Consider the following 19,637-nt stretch of genomic DNA (forward strand, 5'->3'; position numbering starts at 1 on the left):
GGCGTCACCCCGCCAGCCGGCGGGCGCGGCGCTTGCGCAGAACGGCGATGGTCACCAGCGCAAGGAGGATCACCGCCAGCGAGAACACCGTCGTCACCGTGCCCAGCGCATAGAGCACCGGGGTCGTGACATTGGTGGTCATGCCGTAGATCTCCAGCGGCAGCGTGTTGAAGCTGCCGGAGGTCATAAGCGTGCGGGCGAATTCGTCATAGGAGAGGGTAAAGCCGAACAGGCCGACGCCGATGAGGCTCGGCAGGATGATCGGCAGCACCACATGGGCGAAGGTCTGCCACGGGCTGGCGCCAAGGTCGCGCGCCGCTTCCTCATAGGCCGGGTTGAAGCGGTTGAACACCGCGAACATGATCAGCAGGCCGAAGGGCAGCGTCCAGGTGAGATGCGCGCCGAAGCCGGAGGAGTACCAGGCCGGCTCCAGCCCGAACACGTTGAAGGCAAGGCCAATGCCGAGCGAGATGAGGATCGAGGGCACGATCAGGCTGGCGATGGTGAGGTAGAACAGCGGCCCGCTGCCGAGGAAGCGGCGGCGGAAGGCGAGGCCGGCCAGCAGCGAGACCACCACCGTGGTCAGCATGGTCATCAGGCCGAGAAGGAGCGAGCGCGAGAAGGCGCCGCCGAAATCGCCCACCGCCTGCTGCTCGAACAACAGATTCTCGAACCAGCGCAGCGACACCCCGTTCATCGGGAAGGTGAGCCCGCCATTCGGCCCCTGAAAGGAGAGGATGAAGATGGTGGAGAGCGGCCCGTACAGGAACAGCACGAACAGGATGAAGAAAGCGGTGAGCACGTAGAAGCCGGGGCCGCGCTTGTCCGAGTTCATCGCTCACAGCTCCTTGCGGATGTTGACGATGCGCAGGATGGCGGCGACCAGCAGCAGCACAAGCACCAAGAGGATCACCGCATTCGCCGCCGCCGCCGGGTATTGCAGCAGCGCGATCTGGTTCGCCATCATCAGCCCCACCGAGGCCGACTGGCCGCCGGACATGAAGCGCACGGTGATGAAATCGCCCATGACCAGCGTCACCACGAAGATCGAGCCGATGGCGATGCCGGGCTTGGCGAGCGGGATGATCACATTGGTGAGGATCTGGAAGGCGCTGGCCCCGGCATCCCGCGCCGCCTCGATCAGCGCCCGGTCGATGCGCATCAGCGTGTTGAAGATCGGGGTGACCATGAACAGCGTGTAGAGATGCACCATGGCCAGCACGACGGCGAAATCCGAGAACAGCAGGAATTCCAGCGGCTGGTCGATCACGCCCATCGACATCAGCGACTGGTTGAGGAGCCCGTTGCGGCCGAGGAAGGGAATCCACGAGATCATGCGGATGATGTTCGAGGTCAGGAACGGGATGGTGCAGATGAGGAACAGCACCATCTGCATGGTCGCCGAGCGGATGTGGAAGGCGAGGTAATAGGCGACCCAGAAGCCGACAAGGAGCGTCACCGCCCAGACGATGACGGTGTATTTCAGCGTGTTGAGATAAGTGCTCCAGGTCACCGGCGAGGTGATCGTCTCCTCGTAATTGGTGAAGACGAAAGCCGGGAAGATCTGGATCGAATCATAGTCCCAGAAGCTCACCATCACGATGGTGGCGATCGGCAACACCAGGAACGCCGCGAGGATCAGCGTCAGCGGCGTGGCCTGCAGATAGGGCGCGATCCGGGAGAGGGTCATGCGGGGTTTCCGGTCAAGGTCGGCATTCGCGAACATCCTCGAGGCGGGCTTCGCCCGGCACCTCAGGATGACGTCTGCGAGGGGAAGCTGGCGGGCATCTTCCCTTCGTCATGCTGAGGAGCGAGCGAAGCGAGCGTTAAGGCACGCAGGCCCGCCCCGACAAAGGCTGGGATGGCCGGGTCAAGCCCGGCCATGACGGCGCCGCATCCTCACGCGGCGATGAACTCGTTCCAGCGGCGAACCATGTAGCGGTCCTCGTCCATCACCGAGTTCCAGCACGCCACTGCGCCCATGCGTTCCTGGAAGGAGCCGCCGTCGCGCACCGCGCCGGCGGTGTACATCACCTTGCCCTCCGGCGAGAGGATGTCGGCCTTGGCCGGCTGGCCGAGCATCCAGAACGCCCATTCGTCCGGCGTCATGTTCTTCTCGGCGGTGGAGAGCACGGCGGAGTAATAGCCCTGCCGGTTGAGATAGGCGCCGACCCAGCCGGAGAGATACCAGTTGATGTACTCATAGGCGGCGTCGAGCTGCGCGCCCTTCAGGTGCTTGGCGATGCCGAGGCCGCCGCCCCAGGCGCGATAGCCTTCTTCCAGCGGCTGGTAGACGCAGGCAACGCCCTTGGAGCGCACGGCCGCCACCGCTGGCGACCACATGGACTGGATCACCACCTCACCGGAGGCCATGAGGTTCACGCTCTCGTCGAAGGTCTTCCAGAAGGCGCGGAACTGCCCGGCTTTCTTGGTCTTGATCAGGAAATCGATCGTGGTGTCGATCTCCGCCTTGGTCATGTTGCCCTTGTCGCCATATTTGATGATGCCGGCGCTCTCGCAGATCATCGCCGCGTCCATGATGCCGATGGACGGAATGTTGATGATCGAGGTCTTGCCCTTGAAGGCGGGGTCGAGAATGTCCTTCCAGTTCTTGATCGGCCGGCCGACAAGGTCGGGACGGATGCCCAGCGTGTCGGCGTTGTAGATGGTCGGGATCAGCGTCATCCACTGGGTCGGCGCGGCGGCGAACTTCTTGGAATCCGGTCCTTCGACGAAGCCGACCGTGTTGGGCGCCGTGCCCTGCGCGATCTTCGATTCCGGGGTGAGCTTGCCGGTGGTGAAGATCGGCACGATCTGGTCGTAATATTTGATCTTGTTCACATCCATCGGCTGCAGCGTGCCGGCGGCGAACACCTTCTTGCAGATCCAGTATTCGATATCGGCAATGTCGAAGGAGTTGGCCTGCGTCACCACGCGCTGCGACACCGCGTCGGAATCGAGCGCCGTCATCTGCAGGGTGATGCCGAGATCCGCCTTGCACTTCTCGGCGATGGCGTTGAGGTTCGACACGCCGGTGCCGAACTGGCGCAGCGTGATCGGGTTCTGCGCCCAGATGGTGGGGAAGCCGGTGACCGCCTGCCCGCCGACGGCGAGGCCACCCAGCGCCGCCGCGCCCTTCAGCAGACCGCGGCGGCTGACGCCCTTGGCGGCGGTTCCGGTGCGATCAGTGGTCTTCTTTCTCATTGCAGTCTCCCGAGCGTTGTGCGGCGGGGTGAGCCGCCGATGTGTCTGGTGTCAGGCGGAAGGCGAGGGCTGAAGGATGTGAACGTCCTGCGGCGTCCAGCCGAGCGGCACGGCATCGCCGATGCTGAGCGGGGCGGCGAAGAAGGCGGTTTCCGGCACCTGAACCGAGAATTCCGATACGCCAGGCGCGGCCAGCGCCACCTGCACCTTCTGCCCGTGATATTCGATGTTCTGCACGAGGCCGGTGAGGCCGCACCCCGGCATCGCCCCGGCGCCGAGCTGCACTCGGTCGGTGCGCACCGCGATCTCCACCGGCGCGCCCGGCTCCAGCCCCGGCGCGGTGGGAGCGCGGAAGGAAGCGCCGCCCGGGACTTCGAACGTCACCTCTTCGCCGCCGAGCTGCGTCACCCGGCCGGCGATCACATTGTGGTCGCCCATGAAGCGGGCGACGAAGGCGGTGGCGGGGCGGTTGAACACTTCGCGCGGCGTGCCCGCCTGCTCGATCCGTCCGCCATTCATCACCACCACGAGGTCGGAAAGCGCCATCGCCTCTTCCTGGCTGTGGGTGACGTGGATGAAGGAAATGCCGAGCTGAAGCTGCAACTTCTTCAGCTCCTGCCGCACCTTGATCTTGAGGAAGGGGTCGAGCGCGGAAAGCGGCTCGTCGAGCAGCAGCGCCTGCGGATCGGTGATCAGGGCGCGGGCAAGCGCCACGCGCTGCTGCTGGCCGCCCGAGAGCTGGGCGGGGCGACGCTCAGCCAGATGCTCCATCTGCACCAGCTTCAGCATCTCCATCGCCTTGGCCCGGCGGGTCGGCTTGTCGACGCCCTTCATCTTCATGGAGAAGGCGACATTGTCGACGATGTCGAGATGCGGAAAGAGCGCGTAGCTCTGGAACATCATCGCCGTGCCGCGCTTGGCCGGTGGCAGGTCCGTGACCACGGTGGGGCCGAGGCGGATGTCGCCTTCAGTGACGCTCTCATGGCCGGCGATCATGCGCAGCGTCGTGGTCTTGCCGCAGCCGGAAGGACCGAGCAGGCAGCAATAGGTGCCCGCCGGAATCTTCAGCGAGACGTGGTCCACCGCCATGGCCTGCCCATAGCGCTTGGTCACGTCGATGAGTTCGATCTCGGCGCCCTTGCTCATGTGGTCGGCCTGGCCCCCTGCGGCTGCGAACAGGCGGCTCGTCACGCAAGCGATATGCCAGCCGGGGCAACCCTGCCGCGAATCCCGGCGCGTCGCGCTCGCGCCCACGCCGCGAGGACAGGACGCGGAACCCGTTACCGCACGATCGGTACCTCTGCCTAGACAACAGGCAGACCGCCCGTCCCATGCCCAAGTTAGCGTCCGCCCGCGCGCAATCCCTCAGCCAGATGGCGGATTGAGCGTGACGTGGGGATATCGCACTCTATCTCCCACCAAGGGTCCGCAGAGGCCCATCGCGCGCATGGGGCGCGCTGAAGGAGGACACGCCGCATGAAACGCACGCTTTTCGCCGCCGCCATCGCCACGCTAGCCGCCGCACTGGCCCCGGCCGGCCCGGTCGCCGCGCAGGATTTCCCCACCCGCCCGGTGACGCTGGTCATTCCCTTCGCCGCCGGTGGCTCCACCGATCTGGTCGGCCGGCTGATCGCCGAGCGCATGGCGGCGGAGCTGGGACAGCCCGTGGTGGTGGAGAACAAGGGCGGGGCCGGCGGCAATCTCGGCGCGGCGCAGGTCGCCAAGGCGAGCCCGGACGGCTACACCATCCTCATGGGCACGGTCGCCACCCATGCGCTGAACCCGGCGCTGTACAAGAAGATGCCCTATGACCCCGTCACCAGCTTCGCGCCGGTGTCGCTGCTGGTGGTGGTGCCGAACGTACTGGTGGTGAACCCGGATTTCCCGGCCAAGACCACCGAGGAACTGATCGCCCTGCTGAAGAAGGACCCGGGCAAGTATTCCTACGCCTCCTCCGGCAACGGCACGCCGCTGCATCTCTCCGGCGAGCTGTTCAAGAGCATGGCCGATGTCGACATGCAGCATATCCCCTATCAGGGCGCCGGGCCGGCGCTGGTAGACGTGCTCTCCGGCCAGGTGCCGATCATGTTCGACAACCTCCCCTCCTCCACCAGCCACATCAAATCCGGCAAGCTGCGGGCGCTCGGCGTGACCACGGCCAAGCGCGCGCCCTCCTTCCCCGACGTGCCGGCCATCGCCGAAGCCGTGCCGGGCTATGAGACCTACACCTGGAACGCCGTCTTCGCCCCCGCCGGCACCCCGCCGGAGGTCGTCGCCAAGCTCAACGCCGCCGCCAACAAGGCGCTGGCCGACCCGAAGGTGCAGGCGCGCCTCGCCGATTTCAGCGCCGTCTCGGTCGGCTCGACACCGGAGGAACTGGGCGCGCATGTGAAGAAGGAAATCGCCAAATGGGCGCCGATCGTGAAGGCGTCCGGCGCGCAGCTGGATTGAGCCCCCCTGACAAGGGCGTCATCCCGGCCGAAGCGCAGCGCAGAGCCGGGATCGCGCCCCCTTCGGCGCACGATCCCGGATCGGCCTTCGGCCGTCCGGGATGACGAAGGCTCAGAACACCGTGCCGTCGGCGTCGATGGCGAGCGGCGGCGGGCCGGCGGGCGGCCGCCGTTCCGCGGCGATACGGCGCCCCGCCATCCATGTGCCACCCTGCAGCAGCTTGGCGAGCGGGAATTGCGCGGCGTCGAGCCCCAGCCGCTCGCGCACCCGGTCGGCGAGCAGATCCATCAGCGCCACGGTCAGGGCTCGCCACTCGACCACGAGCTCCGACGACACCTCGTGCTTGTGCGCGGGGTTGAGCGGTGCGCGCGACACGATCGCGCCAAGGTCGATCAGCAGACCACCGTTGCGGTATTCGGGGAGCGCTGTCAGCGCGTCGAGATCGGTGACGGCGAGGCCAGAGGCCTCGAACGGCTCCAGCAGCGAATAGGTCAGCCATTGCGACAGCTTGTGGAACGGCACGAGCTGGTCGGAGCGATCCGCCACCCGCACCGCCGGATGACGCCCGACATCGCCCAGTGCCACCCCCGCCACGTTCAGCCCGGACGGCCAGATGACGGAAAGCCCGTCGAGCAGCGCCTTGAGGATCGCTTCAGCCGGTAGCCGGCCGATCCGTGCCTGCGGGGCGAGCGTGTCGTAGAGGCCACCGGGCCGTCCGCTCGGGCCGAAAATGTCCGGCCGCGCCGCCACCGCCGCGCCGAGCCGGTTCAGCAGAGCCGCCCGGCCGATGAGACCCACGAGCGGATTTTGCTCCGACACCTGAAAGAACCGGCCGAGCGTCGCCGCTTCGAGGCCGATCAGCGTGGAGGCATCCGCGCGCAAAGGCAGGTCGGGATCGGCCGAGAAGCCGCCCGCCGCGAACATGTCGAGGCTCGCCACCGCCAGCCCTTCCGAGCGGCCGATGGCAAGCCCCGTCGCCGCTTCATGATAACGCCAGGCGTCCCCGGCCCCGGCGTCGAGCAGCACGCTGACCACGGCAAGGTCGATCATGGTGCGGGCCCGCTCGGCGGCGTCCATGCCCTCAAGGCGCGGGGCGAGCGCCTCCCAGCGCGCCACCCCACCGGCATCGAAGTGCCGCCAACGGCTGTGATAGGGAATGTCGAGGCTGGGATAGTCCTGCCGCGTCACGTCGGCCACATAGTCGGCCACCGCGTCGAGCGCGGCGAGATTGACGGTGAAATGCGGCGAGCGGCCCTCCCGCACATGGTCGAGCACCTGATGGCTGCGGGCCCGCACGGCGGCAGGCGAGCGCAGGGCGGCGAGTTCGGGGGGGATCATGCTTCTTCTCTCATGCAGGCATTCAGCAGCTTCGGGCACGGCTCGGCATTGTGGTATTATAAGTCCCGCCCCGCCGCGACAGACCGTTTCACCTTCCCGACCGGAGTTCCGTCAGGTCGAAAGGCGCTCGACTTTCAGGCTGGAGGTTAATCCCTCATCGATTTAAGCCCGATCCGGTCGTTCCATGCACAAAAACAACTTCGACATCCTCATTCTCAGTTCGCATTCGAACCCACGCTCCAACGCCCCGATTAATCACGCCGCCTACTGCCAGAGGCATGGATATCGATACCTTTTCGACGCCACGCCCTATCCCATCAACTCCGCCTACGACCAGAAACTGTTCTCAATAAAAAACAACCTAAGGGCAGCGGAATGGCTTCTCTGGGTCGATGACGACGTTTTCTTCACTCAACACGCACGCAACCTGGACTTCCTCATCGACCAATGCGTCGGATTCGACATACTGATCTGCAACAGCCCCGTGAATAAAAAAGGCCAAATGACATTAATAAATTCAGGAGCGATGCTTATACGAAACTGCGATACGTCATTCACTCTTATAGACAACTCACTAAATACCGACATCGAACAGGTCAGAAAATGGTGGCTCCCCGAATATGGACTCTTCACCAGCGGCGATCAGGACCGGCTCTTCTATCAGTTTCAGAACAACCCCATCGCCAAGGACAGAGTAAAAATCACTGACTTTCATACATTTAACGCCCGGCCTTATCACGTCCGTTCCCACTTCGATGAATTTTTCGCCCTCCATTTCTGCGGAGACATAGACAAGTTAAAGGAGGTGGAGCATTTCAGCACCAAATATAATGTCGACAGGTTCCTTCTAGGCCACCAGCGTGACTCCGAACCATTCAAAAGTTCGAGTTTTTTCTACAAGTTAAAGCGCAAGAAGAGCCTTCGCGGCCGGCTCAAGGAGCTTCTGCGCGGGACACGCCCGAAATGAACGGAAGCGTTGCCCCAGAGCGCCCGCGGTTTCGCAAGAGACCGAGTTCCGGCTGGCCTACTCCTCCAGCCCCCGGCCCTGCGTCTCCTCGAACCGGCTGTCGAAGCCGACGCCGTAATAGCCGGCAGAGACCTTCGCCTCCATCTCGACGCGGGCATCGGGAGGGATCAGCTCGGCGGGGATCGGCACGCGCTCCACCACCTCGATGCCGGCGCGGGCCAGCGCGTTGAACTTCATGTCGCTCATCGAGGCGAAGCGGTCGATCTTCGCAATGCCGAGCCAGTGGAACACGTCCGGCATCAGCTCCTGGAAGCGCATGTCCTGCACGCCGGCCACGCATTCGGTGCGCTTGAAATAGGTCTCGGGCAGGTCGCCACCCTCCTGCCGCTTTCGGGCATTGTAGACGAGGAACTTGGTGACTTCGCCCAGTGCGCGCCCTTCCTTGCGGTTATAGACCACGAGGCCGGTGCCGCCCTTCTGCGCCATCTCCACGCACATTTCGATGCCATGGGCGAGATAGGGCCGGCAGGTGCAGATATCGGAGGAGAACACGTCCGAACCGTTGCACTCGTCATGCACCCGGCAGGCGAGCGGGGTGACGCCGTCGCCGATCTTCGACGGGTCGCCGAACAGATAGAGCGTCATGCCGCCGATAGGGGGCAGGAACACCTTGAGGTCGCCGCGGGTGACGAGTTCCGGGAACATGCCGCCCGTGTGCTCGAACAGAGCCCGGCGCAGCGCGCCCTCGGAAACACCGAAGCGCTCGGCGATGCCCGGCAAGTACCACACCGGCTCGATCGCCGCCTTGGTCACGCGCACATCGCCCTTCGGCCCGATAATGTCGCCGTCGATGCTCAGTCGTCCGGCGCGCAGCGCGTCGCGGATTTCCGGCATGTCGATATGGGCGCGGGTGATGGCGATGCTCGGGCGCACATCGAGCCCGGCCGCGACCTCGGTGCCGAAGGCTTCGCCGATCATGTGACCGAACGGGTCGAGCGAGACGATCTTTTTCGCATCACCCCATTGCGGGTGTGGGCCGATGATGTCGGAGGGCGCGGTATTGGTGAGGTCCGCCTTGAAATCGGCCGGCAGCGCGCCGGCGGCGATGGCGAGCGCGCGATAGACCGAATAGCCGCCGGCATGGGTGCCGATGGCGTTGCGCCGCTTGGGATCGGTGAGGGTGGCGACCACGGGCCCGCGCAGGGCCGGATCGGGCGCGCCCCAGTTCAGCGCCGGGCCATCGGCCGCGACGCCGGTAGGCGCGCCATGGGAGGTGAGGACGATGTGGTTGCGGGAACGACCGCCTGCACTGGCATTGACGGACATAGGGGGCTCGCTTCAAGTCCGGCGGACATCGCCGGCGTCCTGGAAGCAACGCATGTGAGCGTGAAAACGCCGCTTCCGCAAGGGGGACGGCGCGGCTGGCCGCGAAAAAACGGACGGGATGGTCCGTTTCTTGAATCGGATTTCGCGTTATTGTGAGTTCCGTGACGGGGGCGCGCACCGTGCCGCGCCTGATGACCATGCGAGGACGACGCCGAGATGAACGCCCCCACCAGCCCGAAAGCCGCCGTGCCGTCCAACACTGTCGTCGTCGATCACCCGCTGATCCAGCACAAGCTCACGCTGATGCGCCGCTCGCGCACCCCGGCGAACGAGTTCCGGCTGCTGCTGCGCGAGATCAGCATGCTGCTCGCCTATGAGGTGACGCGCGACATGCCGACCGAGACGATCGAGATCGAGACGCCGCTCACCACGATGCAGGCGCCGATCCTCGCCGGCAAGAAGCTGTGCCTCGTCTCCGTGCTGCGCGCCGGCGGCGGCATTCTGGAGGGCATGCTGGAAATCCTGCCCGCCGCGCGCGTCGGCCATGTCGGGCTCTACCGCGACCCGGTCTCGCTGGCGGCGGTGGAATATTATCTGAAACTGCCGCGCGACATTTCCGAGCGCACCGCCATCGTGCTCGACCCGATGCTCGCCACCGGCAATTCGGCGGCGGCGGCGGTGTCGGAGGTGAAGGCGGCCGGTTGCCAGTCGGTGAAGTTCGTCTGCCTCATCGCCGCGCCGGAGGGGCTGAAGACGCTGCACGACGCCCATCCCGACGTGCCGGTCTACACGGCAGCGGTGGACAGCCACCTCAATGACCACGGCTATATCGTGCCCGGCATCGGCGACGCCGGCGACCGCATTTTCGGCACCAAATAGCGTAGGCGACGGCGCCGCAGCGCCGAAAATCTCGGCACCGCGCCCGTGCAACTGCCTGCCATACGGGCTTTGACGGGACGGCGGACCGTTCTACCCTTCGGGCAAATGTCCCTAGGGTTCCGGCGCCGCCTGGGTGCGGCGCGCTGGTCCGAGAGGGGCAGCCGGGCGCGCCGTCAGTGCCCGGTCCACGGCGGGACAAAAGCCCGGGAGGCTCGCGCGGCGGCGTTCGCGGCGAAGACCCTCTCGCATCTGCGCCGGGGTCTCCCGCGAAGGCCGTCAGGCCCTTCGACGCACGGAGACACGACATGCGCCTCTCACCCACCCGTTCCCGCCGCTTTGCCGGCCTCGCCCCCGCGCCGCAGCGCCAGCGCCTTCACCACCCCAATTTCGAAATCCGGGGCATGCAGGGCTGGAAGGCGCTGGAAGCGGAGGAAAAGCTCTCCGAAGATGGCTGGCGCAAGGAGCAGCAATGGGCGCTCGACATGGGCCTGCCCGGCGCGGATTCCATCACCGACAAGTCGATCCCGACCTTCGCGCGTGGCGAGTTACCGCATTTCGCCGGCATCAACACCTTCATGAAGGCGCCTTATGTCGAGAATGTCCGCGATGTCGGCAAATACGACGCGGCGGTGCTCGGCATCCCCTTCGACTCTGGCACCACCTACCGCCCGGGCACACGCTTCGGGCCGCAGGGAATCCGCCGCATCTCCGCGCTCTACACCCCCTATAATTACGAGCTGGGCGTCGACCTGCGCGAGCAGATGACGCTGTGCGACGCGGGCGACGTGTTCACCATTCCGGCGAACCTCGAAAAGAGCTTCGACCAGATCTCCAAGGGGGTGAGCCACGTCTTCTCCTCCGGCGCGCTGCCGGTGATGCTGGGCGGCGACCATTCCATCGGCTTTCCCTGCGTGCGCGGCATCGCCGAATGCACCTCCAAGCGCATCGGCATCATCCATTTCGACCGGCATATCGACATCCAGGAAAAGGATCTCGACGAGCGCATGCACACCACGCCCTGGTACTGGGCGACCAACCTGCCGAATGTCTCGCCGAAGAATCTCGTCCAGCTCGGCATTGGCGGCTGGCAGGTCCCGCGCTACGGCGTGCAGGAGGCGAGGAAGCGCGGCACCAATGTGCTGACCATCGACGATATCGAGAAGATCGGGCTGGAAAAGGCGGCCGAGATCGCGCTCGAACTCGCCTGGAAGGATGCCGACGCGGTCTATATCTCCTTCGACGTGGACAGCATCGACTGCGGCTTCGTCCCTGGCACCGGCTGGCCGGAGCCCGGCGGCTTCCTGCCGCGCGAGGCGCTGAAGATCCTCGGCCTGGTGGCGGCGGAAGGGCTGTGCGGGCTGGAGGTGGTGGAGGTCTCCCCGCCCTACGACACCTCCGACATCACCGCCCTGTTCGCCACCCGCGTGGTGGTGGAGGCGCTCGGCTCGATGATCGCCCATGGCAAGCTCGGCGCGCACAAGCACATCATCGACAAGCCGGTGAGTTTCTGATCGGCTCCCGGACGAGCATCCTTCGAGGCCCGGGCGATGCCCGGGCACCTCAGGATGACTATGTACGCGGCACCGACATCGTCATGCTGACGTGCCGCCGCAGGCGGCCTCGAAGCACGCAGGACTGCTGCAGGAGGCACCACCATGCATCGCGGCCACGACCATCACACCCATGACCACGGCGCCGGCGGGCACAGCCATTCCCATGCCGAGGCGCATTCCCACTCCCATTCTCATGGCCATAATCACGGCCACACGCCCCGCCCGGCGGCGCAGTGGCAGACGCCGCATCTGCCGCACGGGCCAGAGCCGGAGGAACACTCACAGCCCGAAGCCGATCTCGATCTCGTGGAAAAGGCCTTCGTTGAGGGCTTCGCCACCGCCAGCGACCCCACCAGCTTCCTGCGCCTCGCCCGTATTCCGTTCGATGCGGCGACAGCGGAAGGCACGCGCGTCAGCCTGCTGCGGGTCGAGACCGGGGAGACCACCGATGTTGGCACGGTGATGCCGCATCTCGGCGGCGGCAGCTTCCGCTACGACCCGCTGCCGGCGGCCATGACCTCGCGCCGGCGCACGCTGCGCTTCGTCTATTTCGACGGTTCGGGGACGTTGCCGCTTACCTTGGCAGAGGTGCGCGCCCTCGCGCAGACGTGAGCGCGGCGCTTTTCCAATAGGCGCGCCCGATCGCCGCGTCCGGACTTTGCCGGGTTGATCGGAACCGCTCCAAAGTTCATGTTGCCGACACAGTGCCTCGCTGGCTCGCCGGCGACGCCCAGTTGGGATGCGCCATGGACTACGCTCGTTTCTTCCAGGATGCCGTCGACACGCTCAAAAATGAGCGCCGCTACCGCACCTTCGCCGAAATCGAACGCGACACCGCGCGCTTCCCGCACGCCATCTGGCACACGCCGCAGGGCGAGCGCGACATCGTCATCTGGTGCTCCAACGACTATCTCGGCATGGGCTGCCACCCCGATGTGGTGGAAGCGATGTGCGCCACCGCCCGCCAGTCCGGCGCCGGCGCCGGCGGCACCCGCAATATTTCCGGCAACAGCCATGCCGTCGTGGAGCTTGAGGCGGAACTCGCCGATCTGCACGGCAAGGAAGCCGGCCTCGTCTTCACCTCCGGCTATGTGTCGAACCAAACCGGCATTGCCACGCTGGCGAAGCTGATCCCCAATTGCCTCATCCTCTCCGACGCGCTCAACCACAATTCGATGATCGAGGGCGTGCGCCAGGCCGGGCGCGACAAGGCGGTGTTCCGCCATAACGACCTCGCCCATCTCGAAGAGCTGCTGCGTGCCGCCGGCGACCGGCCGAAGCTCGTCGTGTTCGAGAGCATCTATTCCATGGATGGCGATGTCGCCCCCATCGGCGCCATCTGCGATCTCGCCGAGCACTACGGCGCCATGACCTATCTCGACGAGGTGCACGCGGTCGGCATGTATGGCCCGCGCGGCGCCGGTGTCGCCGAGCGCGACGGCGTCATGCACCGGGTCGATGTGATCGAGGGCACGCTGGGCAAGGCCTTTGGCGTGGTCGGCGGCTACATCACCGGCACGCGCGCGGTAATGGACGCGGTGCGCTCCTATGCGCCGGGCTTCATTTTCACCACCGCCCTGCCCCCGGCGGTGGCGGCGGCCGCCGCCGCGTCGGTGCGCCACCTCAAGGCCTCGGCCCATGAGCGGACCCGCCAGCAGGCGCAGGTCGCCAAGGTGAAGCGGGCGCTTGACCTGGCCGGCCTGCCGCAGATGGTGACCGACACCCATATCGTGCCGATCATGGTCGGCGACGCCGAGGCCTGCAAGGCGGCGAGCGACATGCTGCTTCAGGACCACGGCATTTATATCCAGCCGATCAACTACCCCACCGTGCCGCGCGGCACGGAGCGGCTGCGCATCACCCCCGGCCCGTTCCATGACGATGCGCTGATCGCCCATCTCGCCCATGCGCTGAGCGATGTGTGGAGCCGGCTCGGGCTCGGCTTCGTTAAGCGGGCGCAAGCGGCGGAGTAATCCGCCGCAAGACACACAAACCCGGCGGAGTAATCCGCCACGAAAGGCAAAGCTCCGGCGGAGTCATCCGCCGCGAAGGGGCAAGCTCCGGCGGAGAATCGGCTCCGCTCAGTCCTTCGGCTCGGTGGTGTCGATCTCGACATTCTCGGAGGGGATTTCCGCCCGGCCGAAGAACAGCCTTGCGATCACCGGGATCGCCAGGGCAAGGCCAAGGAAGCGCATCAGATGGTGCGCGGCGACGAAGGCCGGGTCCATGCCGAGCACGAAGGCCATGATGGTCATCGCCTCCAGCGCGCCGGGCACATAGGACACCAGCACCTTGGGCAGCGGTTCGCCGGAGAGCCAGGCGCCGAGCACGGCGAAGGCCAGCGCGATCGCCGTGGCGATCGCCAGCGCCGCGAGCGAATCCACCAGAAAGTGGCGCAGCGTCGCCACGCGTGTGCCGGCGAAGCGGCTGCCGGTATTGGCGCCGAGCACCACGAAGCCGATGATAAGGAAGATGTCCGGCAGCCGGCCCTCGATCAGGCCGAAGCCGTGCACCAGCGCGCTCGCCAGCATCGCTCCGACCATGGCCCCGCCGGGAAAGCGGCTGCGCTCGGCGAGCAGCCCGCCGAAAATGCCGACGCCGAGCGAGGTGAGGAAGCTCGTCATGTCGGGCACCACGGGGGTGATGGGCAGCGTGCCGGAGGGCTCGTGCCCCAGCCCGCCGATCGCCGCCGGCAGCAGCGCCACCAGCACGAACAGCCGCAGCGACTGGCCGAACACCACCCGCCGCGTGTCGGCCCCGGAGCTTTCCGCCATGACCAGCACGGTGGAGAGCGCGCCGGGCGCGGCGGCGAAGAAGGCGCTGCGCCGGTCCCAGCCGGCGACCCTCTCCAGATAGAACATCACCGCCACCATCATGACCGGCACGGAGGCCACCAGCACGCCCATCGTCACCGGCCAGGTGGTGATGCCGCGCAGCGTCTCCGGCGTGATGGCCGAGCCCATGGAGGTGCCGAGGATCATATAGACGCCGAGCCTTGTGTTCTTCTCCACCCCAACCGGCGCGCCGAGCAGCGCGGCCAGCGCGGTCGCCACCAGCGCACCGGAAAGCCAGCCCGCCGGCATGGCGAGCCAGGCGAAGAAGCCGCCGCCGGCCAGAGCAAGGGCGAGCGTGCCGACATACCAGGCGTGGCGGCGGACGGTGGGGGATTTCACGAAGGCGGGAAGCGGCATCGGGCAGAACCAGGGAACGGGAGCCCCCGGGCACGCCCGCAGGGCCTGCGCAAGAGCCCGCGACGCGGCGACATTTGCGGCGGATCAATGCGACGAATGCCGGATCGGGTCAAATCCTCTCCATGCATAACGCAACGCTCATCCATGCAGAGCGGGCCGTGCCCCGCTACACCTCCTACCCTACCGCGCCGCATTTTACCGGCGCGATACGGGCCGGCGCGCATGCCGACTGGCTCGCCGTCCTGCCGGCTCAGGCGAGCGTCTCGCTGTACCTGCATGTGCCGTTCTGCCCGGCGCTGTGCTTCTATTGCGGCTGCACCACCAAGGCGACGCGGCGGCCCGAGCCGGTGGCGGCCTATGCGGACCGGCTGGAGCGCGAGATCGACCTCGTTGCCGACCGCATCGGCGGGCGCCGCGTCACCCACATCGCCTGGGGTGGCGGCACGCCCAGCCTGCTGGGGCCCGAGCGGCTGCGCCGGCTCGGCGAAAAGCTCGCGGAGCGATTCGAATTCGATCACCTCGCCGAATACGCCTTCGAGCTCGACCCGCGCGAGACCGACGAGCCGCTCGCCGATGCGCTCGCCGCCATGGGCGTCGACCGCGTAAGCCTTGGCGTGCAGGATTTCAGCGTCCATGTGCAGAAGGCAATCGGCCGCATCCAGCCCTTCGCCACGGTGGAGCGCGCCATGCGCCTGCTGCGCGACGCCGGCATCTCCTCGATCAATCTCGACCTGATGTACGGCCTGCCGCACCAGAGCGAGCGCGACATTCGCCGCACCACCCAGCTGGCCACGGTGCTGGCGCCCGAACGGCTCGCTTTGTTCGGCTATGCCCATGTGCCGTGGATGCGCACCAACCAGAAGATGATCGACGAGGCCGCCCTGCCCGGCGCCGCCGAGCGGCTCGACCAGTCCGAGGCGGCGCGCGAGGTGCTGCTGGCCAATGGCTATGTCGCCGTGGGGCTCGATCATTTCGCCCGCGCCGACGATGCGCTGGCGCGCGCGGCGGCGTCCGGCCAGCTGCGGCGGAACTTCCAGGGCTACACCGCCGACCAGGCGGACGTGCTCATCGGCATGGGCGCTTCGGCGATCAGCCGCTTCCCGCAGGGTTTCACCCAGAACGCGCCCGATGCGGGCTCCTATATGCGCGCCATCGACGAGGGCGGCTTCGCTACGGTGCGCGGCATCGCCTTCACCCCGGAGGACCGCCAGCGCGGCGCGCTGATCGAGCGGCTGATGTGCGACCTCGAAGTCGATCTCGATCCCTCGACCCTGGCCGAGGCCGCCCCGCGCCTTGCCGGCCTCGCCGCCGACGGGCTGCTGACGCTGGAAGGCGGGCGCATCGCCATGACCCCCGGCGGGCGGCCCTTTGTGCGCCTCGCGGCGGCGGCGCTGGACCACCGGCTGCAGAGCCAGACCACCGCGCGCCATTCCGCCGCTGTGTGATCTTCCTCTCTTGTTGCGCCCTGCGAAGGGCGCCAAGAGCCACAAACAGAAAGGTGCTCCGGGAGGGGTACCTAAAGTCGACAAAAAATGGGCGCCCTGCGAAGGGCGCCCAGTTGCTGGAGGGCGTTACCGCCCTTGGAAGGGCGGCCCGCTGGAAAGTCCGAAGGCTACAGCGCCCCGGCGAGGCGGCGCATGCTGCCGCGATCCTGGATGCGGACCTCGTCGGCCCGCTGCAGCACCACGAGGCCGCGCCGCTTGAGTTCGGAAAAGGCCCGGCTCACCGTCTCCAGCGTCAGGCCGAGGAAATCGGCGATTTCCTGCCGCGTCATCGAGAGGTGCAGCGTGCCGCCGACCATGCCTTCGGGCATCAGCCGCAGCAGGAAGAAGGCGACGCGCTCCAGCGCCGACATGCGGCCCAGCACCAGCGCGTGGGAATGCATGACGCAAAGCTGCGCCTCAAAGCGCCGCAGCAGCCGGGCGGCGAGCACCGGGTCGCGCTCCAGCGCGCTGCGGTCATGGGTGTTGATGGTCGCGGGGGTCAGCGTCTCGGCCGAGCAGGCATAGAGATCGCTGTGGGCGAGGCCGAACACGTCGCCGGGGCCGAGCAGCTCCACCACCTGACGGCGCCCGTCGGGCAGCAGCTTGCTCAGCATCACCGCGCCATCGACCACTTCCATGATGCGGCGGGCGGGATCGCCCTCATGCAGCACGGTGACATGGGCGGCGACCCGCATGGTCGGGCAATGCGCTTCGGTGCCATGGGGCGGGCGCACGGTGCCGCCGGTGCGTTCGTCGATGATCTGTCGCATCTGTCTCGCTCCACCCCTTTGATCTTGCGCAAGGCTAAAGGGCAAAGAGCGGCGGCACAGTTCGGTGGGCTGCGTAAGTGACTTTCCGGAAGCGCGCGCACAAACGTTTGGAAAGCACGCCGATTCTCACGCCTCAGGCGTGCGGCAGCACCCGGGCGATGGCGTCGACATCGAGCGGCTTGCGCATCACCCCGTCCGGCACCAGGCCGCGCAGCTGATGATCGATGAAGCCCTGCGACTGGCCGGTGATGACAACCACGCGCGGCGGCGCGGCGAGGTTCAGCAGCCAGCGCACGAGCTGCGCGCCCGGTATGCCGGGCAGGCTGAGATCGACGATCACGGTATCGCCTGCCTCCGGCACCGGCCCCTTGAACAGGCCTTCGGCGTCGCGATGGGAGACCACGTCGTGGCCGATATTGCGCAGGATGAGGGCGAGCGAATCGCTCACACCGGCATCATCCTCGACCACATGAACACGCAAGGGCTCTCTCCCACGGTTTTCGCTGACAGTGTGAAAGAGCGCCGGCATCAGCAATTCGTAGGGATGCGTAGACGGCCGCGTCGTGCACGGGCGCGACGAGGCGGGCGCAGCCTCAGTCGCGCATGTCCTTGAGCACGATGCGCACGAGATCGGCTGCGTTCTTGGCGCCGAGCTTTTCCATGATGCGGGCGCGGTGCACCTCGATGGTGCGCGGCGAGATGCCCAGCGTGCGGCCCGCCTCCTTGTTGGAGGCGCCGGAGGCGATCTGCACCAGCACCTCACGCTCGCGCGGGGTGAGCAGGTCGTGGCCGGGGAAATGCGCGGTGAGCAGGTCGCCCGGCTCGGCCGAGGCGCGCCTTCCATGCGCGGCGATGGCGTCGCGCACCCGCTCCAGCACGGTGTCGGCGTCGAACGGCTTTTCGATGAAGTCGAGCGCCCCGTGGCGGATGGCGTCCACCGCCATGGGAATGTCGCCCTGGCCGGAAATGATGAAGATCGGCGCCGGGTAGCGGTCGGCTTCCAGCTCTTTCAGAATGTCGAGCCCGGAGCGGCCGGGCATGTGAACGTCCAGCACGATGCAGGACGGAACATGGCCGCGCGCCACCGCGAGAAAGGCCGCGCCGTCGGAGAAGCCGCGCACATGGTAGCCCTCTAAGCTGAGCACGAGAGAAAGCGCATCGCGCACTGCCGGATCGTCGTCGACGATGAAGACCTCACCCAGATGTGCCATTCACGGCTCTCCTCACCCGACCTCGTCCGGCACCGGCGCCGCCGGCAGCACCAGCGTGAAGCACGCGCCCCTGCCATTGCCGCCGGGATCGACCAGCAGGTCTCCCCCGTGGTTCTGGGCGATCGTCCGCGAAATCGCAAGGCCGAGCCCCATACCGCGACGTTTTGAACTAGCGAAGGCCTCGAACAGCTTGGGCAGCGCCTCGGGCGCGATGCCGGGGCCGTTGTCCTGTACCTCCAGCCGCACGCTGCCATCGCTGGCCAGGGTGCGGATGCGGATCGCCGGATCGGGCGCGCCGGCGGCGGCCTCGATCGCGTTGCGCACCAGATTGACCACGATCTGCTGCACCTGCACTGGGTCGACCGAGACCGGCGGCAGGTTCTGCCCCGGCTCGCGCTCGATGCGGATGCGGTGGCGCTGGCCGAGCAGGGTTAGGTCGATCGCCTCGTCGATCAGCGGATCGAGCGCGCGCGCATGGCGCTCGGGGTCGCGCTTCTCCACGAATTGACGCATGCGCTGGATGATGTGGCCGGCCCGCTCGGCCTCATTCGCCGCCTTGTCGAGAATATCCCCCACGACGGTGACGATATCGACGCCGCGGCTATGGGCGCGGCGGATCGCCTGCAGATAGAGCATCAGCGCGGTGAGCGGCTGGTTCAGCTCATGGGCGATGGCGGCGCCCATCTCGTCGATGGCGGACACACGGGCGAGGTGAACGAGTTCGCTCTGCAAATCAGCGAGGCGCTGCTCGCTTTCCTTGCGCGGGCGCAGATCGCGCAGAATGCCGATGAACTGCCGCCCGTCCGGCGTCGCCGCCTCGCCGACCGACAGTTCCAGCGGAAACACCGTGCCGTCGGCATGCCGGCCCTGCACCTCGCGGCCAATGCCGATGATCTTCTTCACCCCGGTGCGGATATAGCTGCCGACATAGGCGTCGTGCTGGCGCGCATATTCGCTCGGCATCACCAGCTTGACGTTCTGGCCCACCGCCTCGGCGGCGGCGATGCCGAACATCTTCTCGCAGGCCTTGTTGAAGATCAGGATGCGCGCATGCTCGTCGATGACGATGATGCCGTCGGCCGCCGTGTCCAGCACCGACAGCAGCCGCGCCTCCGACACGGTCGGCGGATGCGCCGGGGTTTCGGGCGAAGCGGAGGGCGGCGCCGGCGGGGAGGCGAAATCCTTCATGATTTCAGTGTGCTCCCGCCACCCGCGCGCCGCAACCGGCCGTTGCGTGATTTCGCCGGCGCCGGCGGCGCGGAC

At 66.8% G+C, this 19,637-nt stretch carries 18 protein-coding genes and 1 riboswitch; of the genes, 7 read left to right on the forward strand and 11 right to left on the reverse strand.

Annotation, left to right across the window (positions count from 1 at the left end; translation table 11 throughout):
* Positions 1-4: 4 nt before the first annotated feature.
* The 4 genes from ACP2AH_RS15830 to ACP2AH_RS15845 form a co-directional block, all read right to left on the reverse strand.
* Positions 5-835: an ABC transporter permease gene (locus ACP2AH_RS15830; RefSeq protein WP_425106681.1), complete on the reverse strand. Its 831-nt coding sequence runs from the start codon at positions 833-835 to the stop codon at positions 5-7.
* A 3-nt stretch (positions 836-838) separates the two neighbouring features.
* Positions 839-1,690, reverse strand: coding sequence for an ABC transporter permease (locus ACP2AH_RS15835; protein ID WP_244378893.1), 852 nt, complete (start codon positions 1,688-1,690; stop codon positions 839-841).
* A 209-nt stretch (positions 1,691-1,899) separates the two neighbouring features.
* Positions 1,900-3,204 (reverse strand): ABC transporter substrate-binding protein, encoded by a 1,305-nt coding sequence (locus tag ACP2AH_RS15840; RefSeq protein WP_425106682.1) that lies wholly within the window; start codon positions 3,202-3,204, stop codon positions 1,900-1,902.
* 51 nt (positions 3,205-3,255) lie between these two features.
* Positions 3,256-4,350, reverse strand: a complete 1,095-nt coding sequence (locus ACP2AH_RS15845; protein ID WP_425106683.1) for an ABC transporter ATP-binding protein — start codon at positions 4,348-4,350, stop codon at positions 3,256-3,258.
* Between the two features lie 330 nt (positions 4,351-4,680).
* Between ACP2AH_RS15845 and ACP2AH_RS15850 the strand changes: the two genes are divergently transcribed.
* Entirely contained in the window at positions 4,681-5,655 is a 975-nt protein-coding gene (locus ACP2AH_RS15850; RefSeq protein ID WP_425106684.1) for a Bug family tripartite tricarboxylate transporter substrate binding protein, read from the forward strand.
* 111 nt (positions 5,656-5,766) lie between these two features.
* On the opposite strand, the gene ACP2AH_RS15855 is transcribed toward ACP2AH_RS15850, so the two are convergent.
* Positions 5,767-6,993: a URC4/urg3 family protein gene (locus tag ACP2AH_RS15855; protein ID WP_425106685.1), complete on the reverse strand. Its 1,227-nt coding sequence runs from the start codon at positions 6,991-6,993 to the stop codon at positions 5,767-5,769.
* A gap of 184 nt (positions 6,994-7,177) precedes the next feature.
* Between ACP2AH_RS15855 and ACP2AH_RS15860 the strand changes: the two genes are divergently transcribed.
* A complete protein-coding gene (locus ACP2AH_RS15860) occupies positions 7,178-7,960 on the forward strand; it encodes a hypothetical protein (protein WP_425106686.1) in 783 nt (260 codons plus the stop codon).
* A 57-nt stretch (positions 7,961-8,017) separates the two neighbouring features.
* Here the strand turns inward: ACP2AH_RS15860 and ACP2AH_RS15865 are convergent, their stop codons facing one another.
* Positions 8,018-9,286 carry a GTP cyclohydrolase II gene (locus tag ACP2AH_RS15865; protein ID WP_425106687.1) on the reverse strand — a complete coding sequence of 423 codons (1,269 nt, stop codon included), beginning with the start codon at positions 9,284-9,286 and terminating at the stop codon, positions 8,018-8,020.
* A 216-nt stretch (positions 9,287-9,502) separates the two neighbouring features.
* Here ACP2AH_RS15865 and upp point away from each other — a divergent pair, with 216 nt between their 5' ends.
* The 4 genes from upp to hemA all read left to right on the forward strand — a co-directional run bounded on the left by upp (position 9,503) and on the right by hemA (position 13,691).
* Complete coding sequence (gene upp, locus ACP2AH_RS15870; protein ID WP_244378904.1) at positions 9,503-10,165, forward strand: uracil phosphoribosyltransferase; 663 nt, start codon at positions 9,503-9,505, stop codon at positions 10,163-10,165.
* A 100-nt stretch (positions 10,166-10,265) separates the two neighbouring features.
* A riboswitch (guanidine-I (ykkC/yxkD leader) is annotated at positions 10,266-10,377 on the forward strand.
* Between the two features lie 93 nt (positions 10,378-10,470).
* A complete protein-coding gene (locus tag ACP2AH_RS15875; RefSeq protein WP_425106688.1) occupies positions 10,471-11,676 on the forward strand; it encodes an agmatinase family protein in 1,206 nt (401 codons plus the stop codon).
* Between the two features lie 144 nt (positions 11,677-11,820).
* Complete coding sequence (locus ACP2AH_RS15880) at positions 11,821-12,330, forward strand: hypothetical protein (RefSeq protein ID WP_425106689.1); 510 nt, start codon at positions 11,821-11,823, stop codon at positions 12,328-12,330.
* Positions 12,331-12,464: 134 nt separating this feature from the next.
* Positions 12,465-13,691, forward strand: coding sequence for a 5-aminolevulinate synthase (gene hemA / locus ACP2AH_RS15885; RefSeq protein ID WP_425106690.1), 1,227 nt, complete (start codon positions 12,465-12,467; stop codon positions 13,689-13,691).
* A 108-nt stretch (positions 13,692-13,799) separates the two neighbouring features.
* Here hemA and ACP2AH_RS15890 read toward each other — a convergent pair whose 3' ends face one another.
* Positions 13,800-14,909 (reverse strand): AbrB family transcriptional regulator, encoded by a 1,110-nt coding sequence (locus ACP2AH_RS15890; protein WP_425106691.1) that lies wholly within the window; start codon positions 14,907-14,909, stop codon positions 13,800-13,802.
* A gap of 122 nt (positions 14,910-15,031) precedes the next feature.
* Between ACP2AH_RS15890 and hemN the strand changes: the two genes are divergently transcribed.
* Entirely contained in the window at positions 15,032-16,354 is a 1,323-nt protein-coding gene (gene hemN / locus ACP2AH_RS15895; RefSeq protein WP_425106692.1) for an oxygen-independent coproporphyrinogen III oxidase, read from the forward strand.
* Positions 16,355-16,521: 167 nt separating this feature from the next.
* Here hemN and ACP2AH_RS15900 read toward each other — a convergent pair whose 3' ends face one another.
* The 4 genes from ACP2AH_RS15900 to ACP2AH_RS15915 all read right to left on the reverse strand — a co-directional run bounded on the left by ACP2AH_RS15900 (position 16,522) and on the right by ACP2AH_RS15915 (position 19,562).
* Positions 16,522-17,163, reverse strand: coding sequence for a Crp/Fnr family transcriptional regulator (locus ACP2AH_RS15900; RefSeq protein ID WP_244378915.1), 642 nt, complete (start codon positions 17,161-17,163; stop codon positions 16,522-16,524).
* A 133-nt stretch (positions 17,164-17,296) separates the two neighbouring features.
* Positions 17,297-17,644 carry a response regulator gene (locus tag ACP2AH_RS15905; protein WP_425106693.1) on the reverse strand — a complete coding sequence of 116 codons (348 nt, stop codon included), beginning with the start codon at positions 17,642-17,644 and terminating at the stop codon, positions 17,297-17,299.
* Positions 17,645-17,756: 112 nt separating this feature from the next.
* Positions 17,757-18,374, reverse strand: coding sequence for a response regulator transcription factor (locus tag ACP2AH_RS15910; protein WP_244378919.1), 618 nt, complete (start codon positions 18,372-18,374; stop codon positions 17,757-17,759).
* Positions 18,375-18,386: 12 nt separating this feature from the next.
* The gene (locus ACP2AH_RS15915) at positions 18,387-19,562 is read right to left on the reverse strand and encodes a sensor histidine kinase (protein ID WP_425106694.1); all 1,176 of its coding nucleotides are present in this window, start codon (positions 19,560-19,562) and stop codon (positions 18,387-18,389) included.
* Positions 19,563-19,637 lie beyond the last annotated feature (75 nt).

This window comes from Ancylobacter sp. (genome assembly GCF_965249975.1).
In the GTDB taxonomy this organism is placed as follows: domain Bacteria; phylum Pseudomonadota; class Alphaproteobacteria; order Rhizobiales; family Xanthobacteraceae; genus Ancylobacter.

Excerpts from the sequence above, each read along its gene's own strand:
- ACP2AH_RS15830 (WP_425106681.1), bottom strand. The coding sequence starts at position 835 with ATGAACTCGGACAAGCGCGGCCCCGGCTTCTACGTGCTCACCGCTTTC.
- ACP2AH_RS15835 (WP_244378893.1), bottom strand. The coding sequence starts at position 1,690 with ATGACCCTCTCCCGGATCGCGCCCTATCTGCAGGCCACGCCGCTGACG.
- ACP2AH_RS15840 (WP_425106682.1), bottom strand. The coding sequence starts at position 3,204 with ATGAGAAAGAAGACCACTGATCGCACCGGAACCGCCGCCAAGGGCGTC.
- ACP2AH_RS15845 (WP_425106683.1), bottom strand. The coding sequence starts at position 4,350 with ATGAGCAAGGGCGCCGAGATCGAACTCATCGACGTGACCAAGCGCTAT.
- ACP2AH_RS15850 (WP_425106684.1), top strand. The coding sequence starts at position 4,681 with ATGAAACGCACGCTTTTCGCCGCCGCCATCGCCACGCTAGCCGCCGCA.
- ACP2AH_RS15855 (WP_425106685.1), bottom strand. The coding sequence starts at position 6,993 with ATGATCCCCCCCGAACTCGCCGCCCTGCGCTCGCCTGCCGCCGTGCGG.
- ACP2AH_RS15860 (WP_425106686.1), top strand. The coding sequence starts at position 7,178 with ATGCACAAAAACAACTTCGACATCCTCATTCTCAGTTCGCATTCGAAC.
- ACP2AH_RS15865 (WP_425106687.1), bottom strand. The coding sequence starts at position 9,286 with ATGTCCGTCAATGCCAGTGCAGGCGGTCGTTCCCGCAACCACATCGTC.
- upp (WP_244378904.1), top strand. The coding sequence starts at position 9,503 with ATGAACGCCCCCACCAGCCCGAAAGCCGCCGTGCCGTCCAACACTGTC.
- ACP2AH_RS15875 (WP_425106688.1), top strand. The coding sequence starts at position 10,471 with ATGCGCCTCTCACCCACCCGTTCCCGCCGCTTTGCCGGCCTCGCCCCC.
- ACP2AH_RS15880 (WP_425106689.1), top strand. The coding sequence starts at position 11,821 with ATGCATCGCGGCCACGACCATCACACCCATGACCACGGCGCCGGCGGG.
- hemA (WP_425106690.1), top strand. The coding sequence starts at position 12,465 with ATGGACTACGCTCGTTTCTTCCAGGATGCCGTCGACACGCTCAAAAAT.
- ACP2AH_RS15890 (WP_425106691.1), bottom strand. The coding sequence starts at position 14,909 with ATGCCGCTTCCCGCCTTCGTGAAATCCCCCACCGTCCGCCGCCACGCC.
- hemN (WP_425106692.1), top strand. The coding sequence starts at position 15,032 with ATGCATAACGCAACGCTCATCCATGCAGAGCGGGCCGTGCCCCGCTAC.
- ACP2AH_RS15900 (WP_244378915.1), bottom strand. The coding sequence starts at position 17,163 with ATGCGACAGATCATCGACGAACGCACCGGCGGCACCGTGCGCCCGCCC.
- ACP2AH_RS15910 (WP_244378919.1), bottom strand. The coding sequence starts at position 18,374 with ATGGCACATCTGGGTGAGGTCTTCATCGTCGACGACGATCCGGCAGTG.
- ACP2AH_RS15915 (WP_425106694.1), bottom strand. The coding sequence starts at position 19,562 with ATGAAGGATTTCGCCTCCCCGCCGGCGCCGCCCTCCGCTTCGCCCGAA.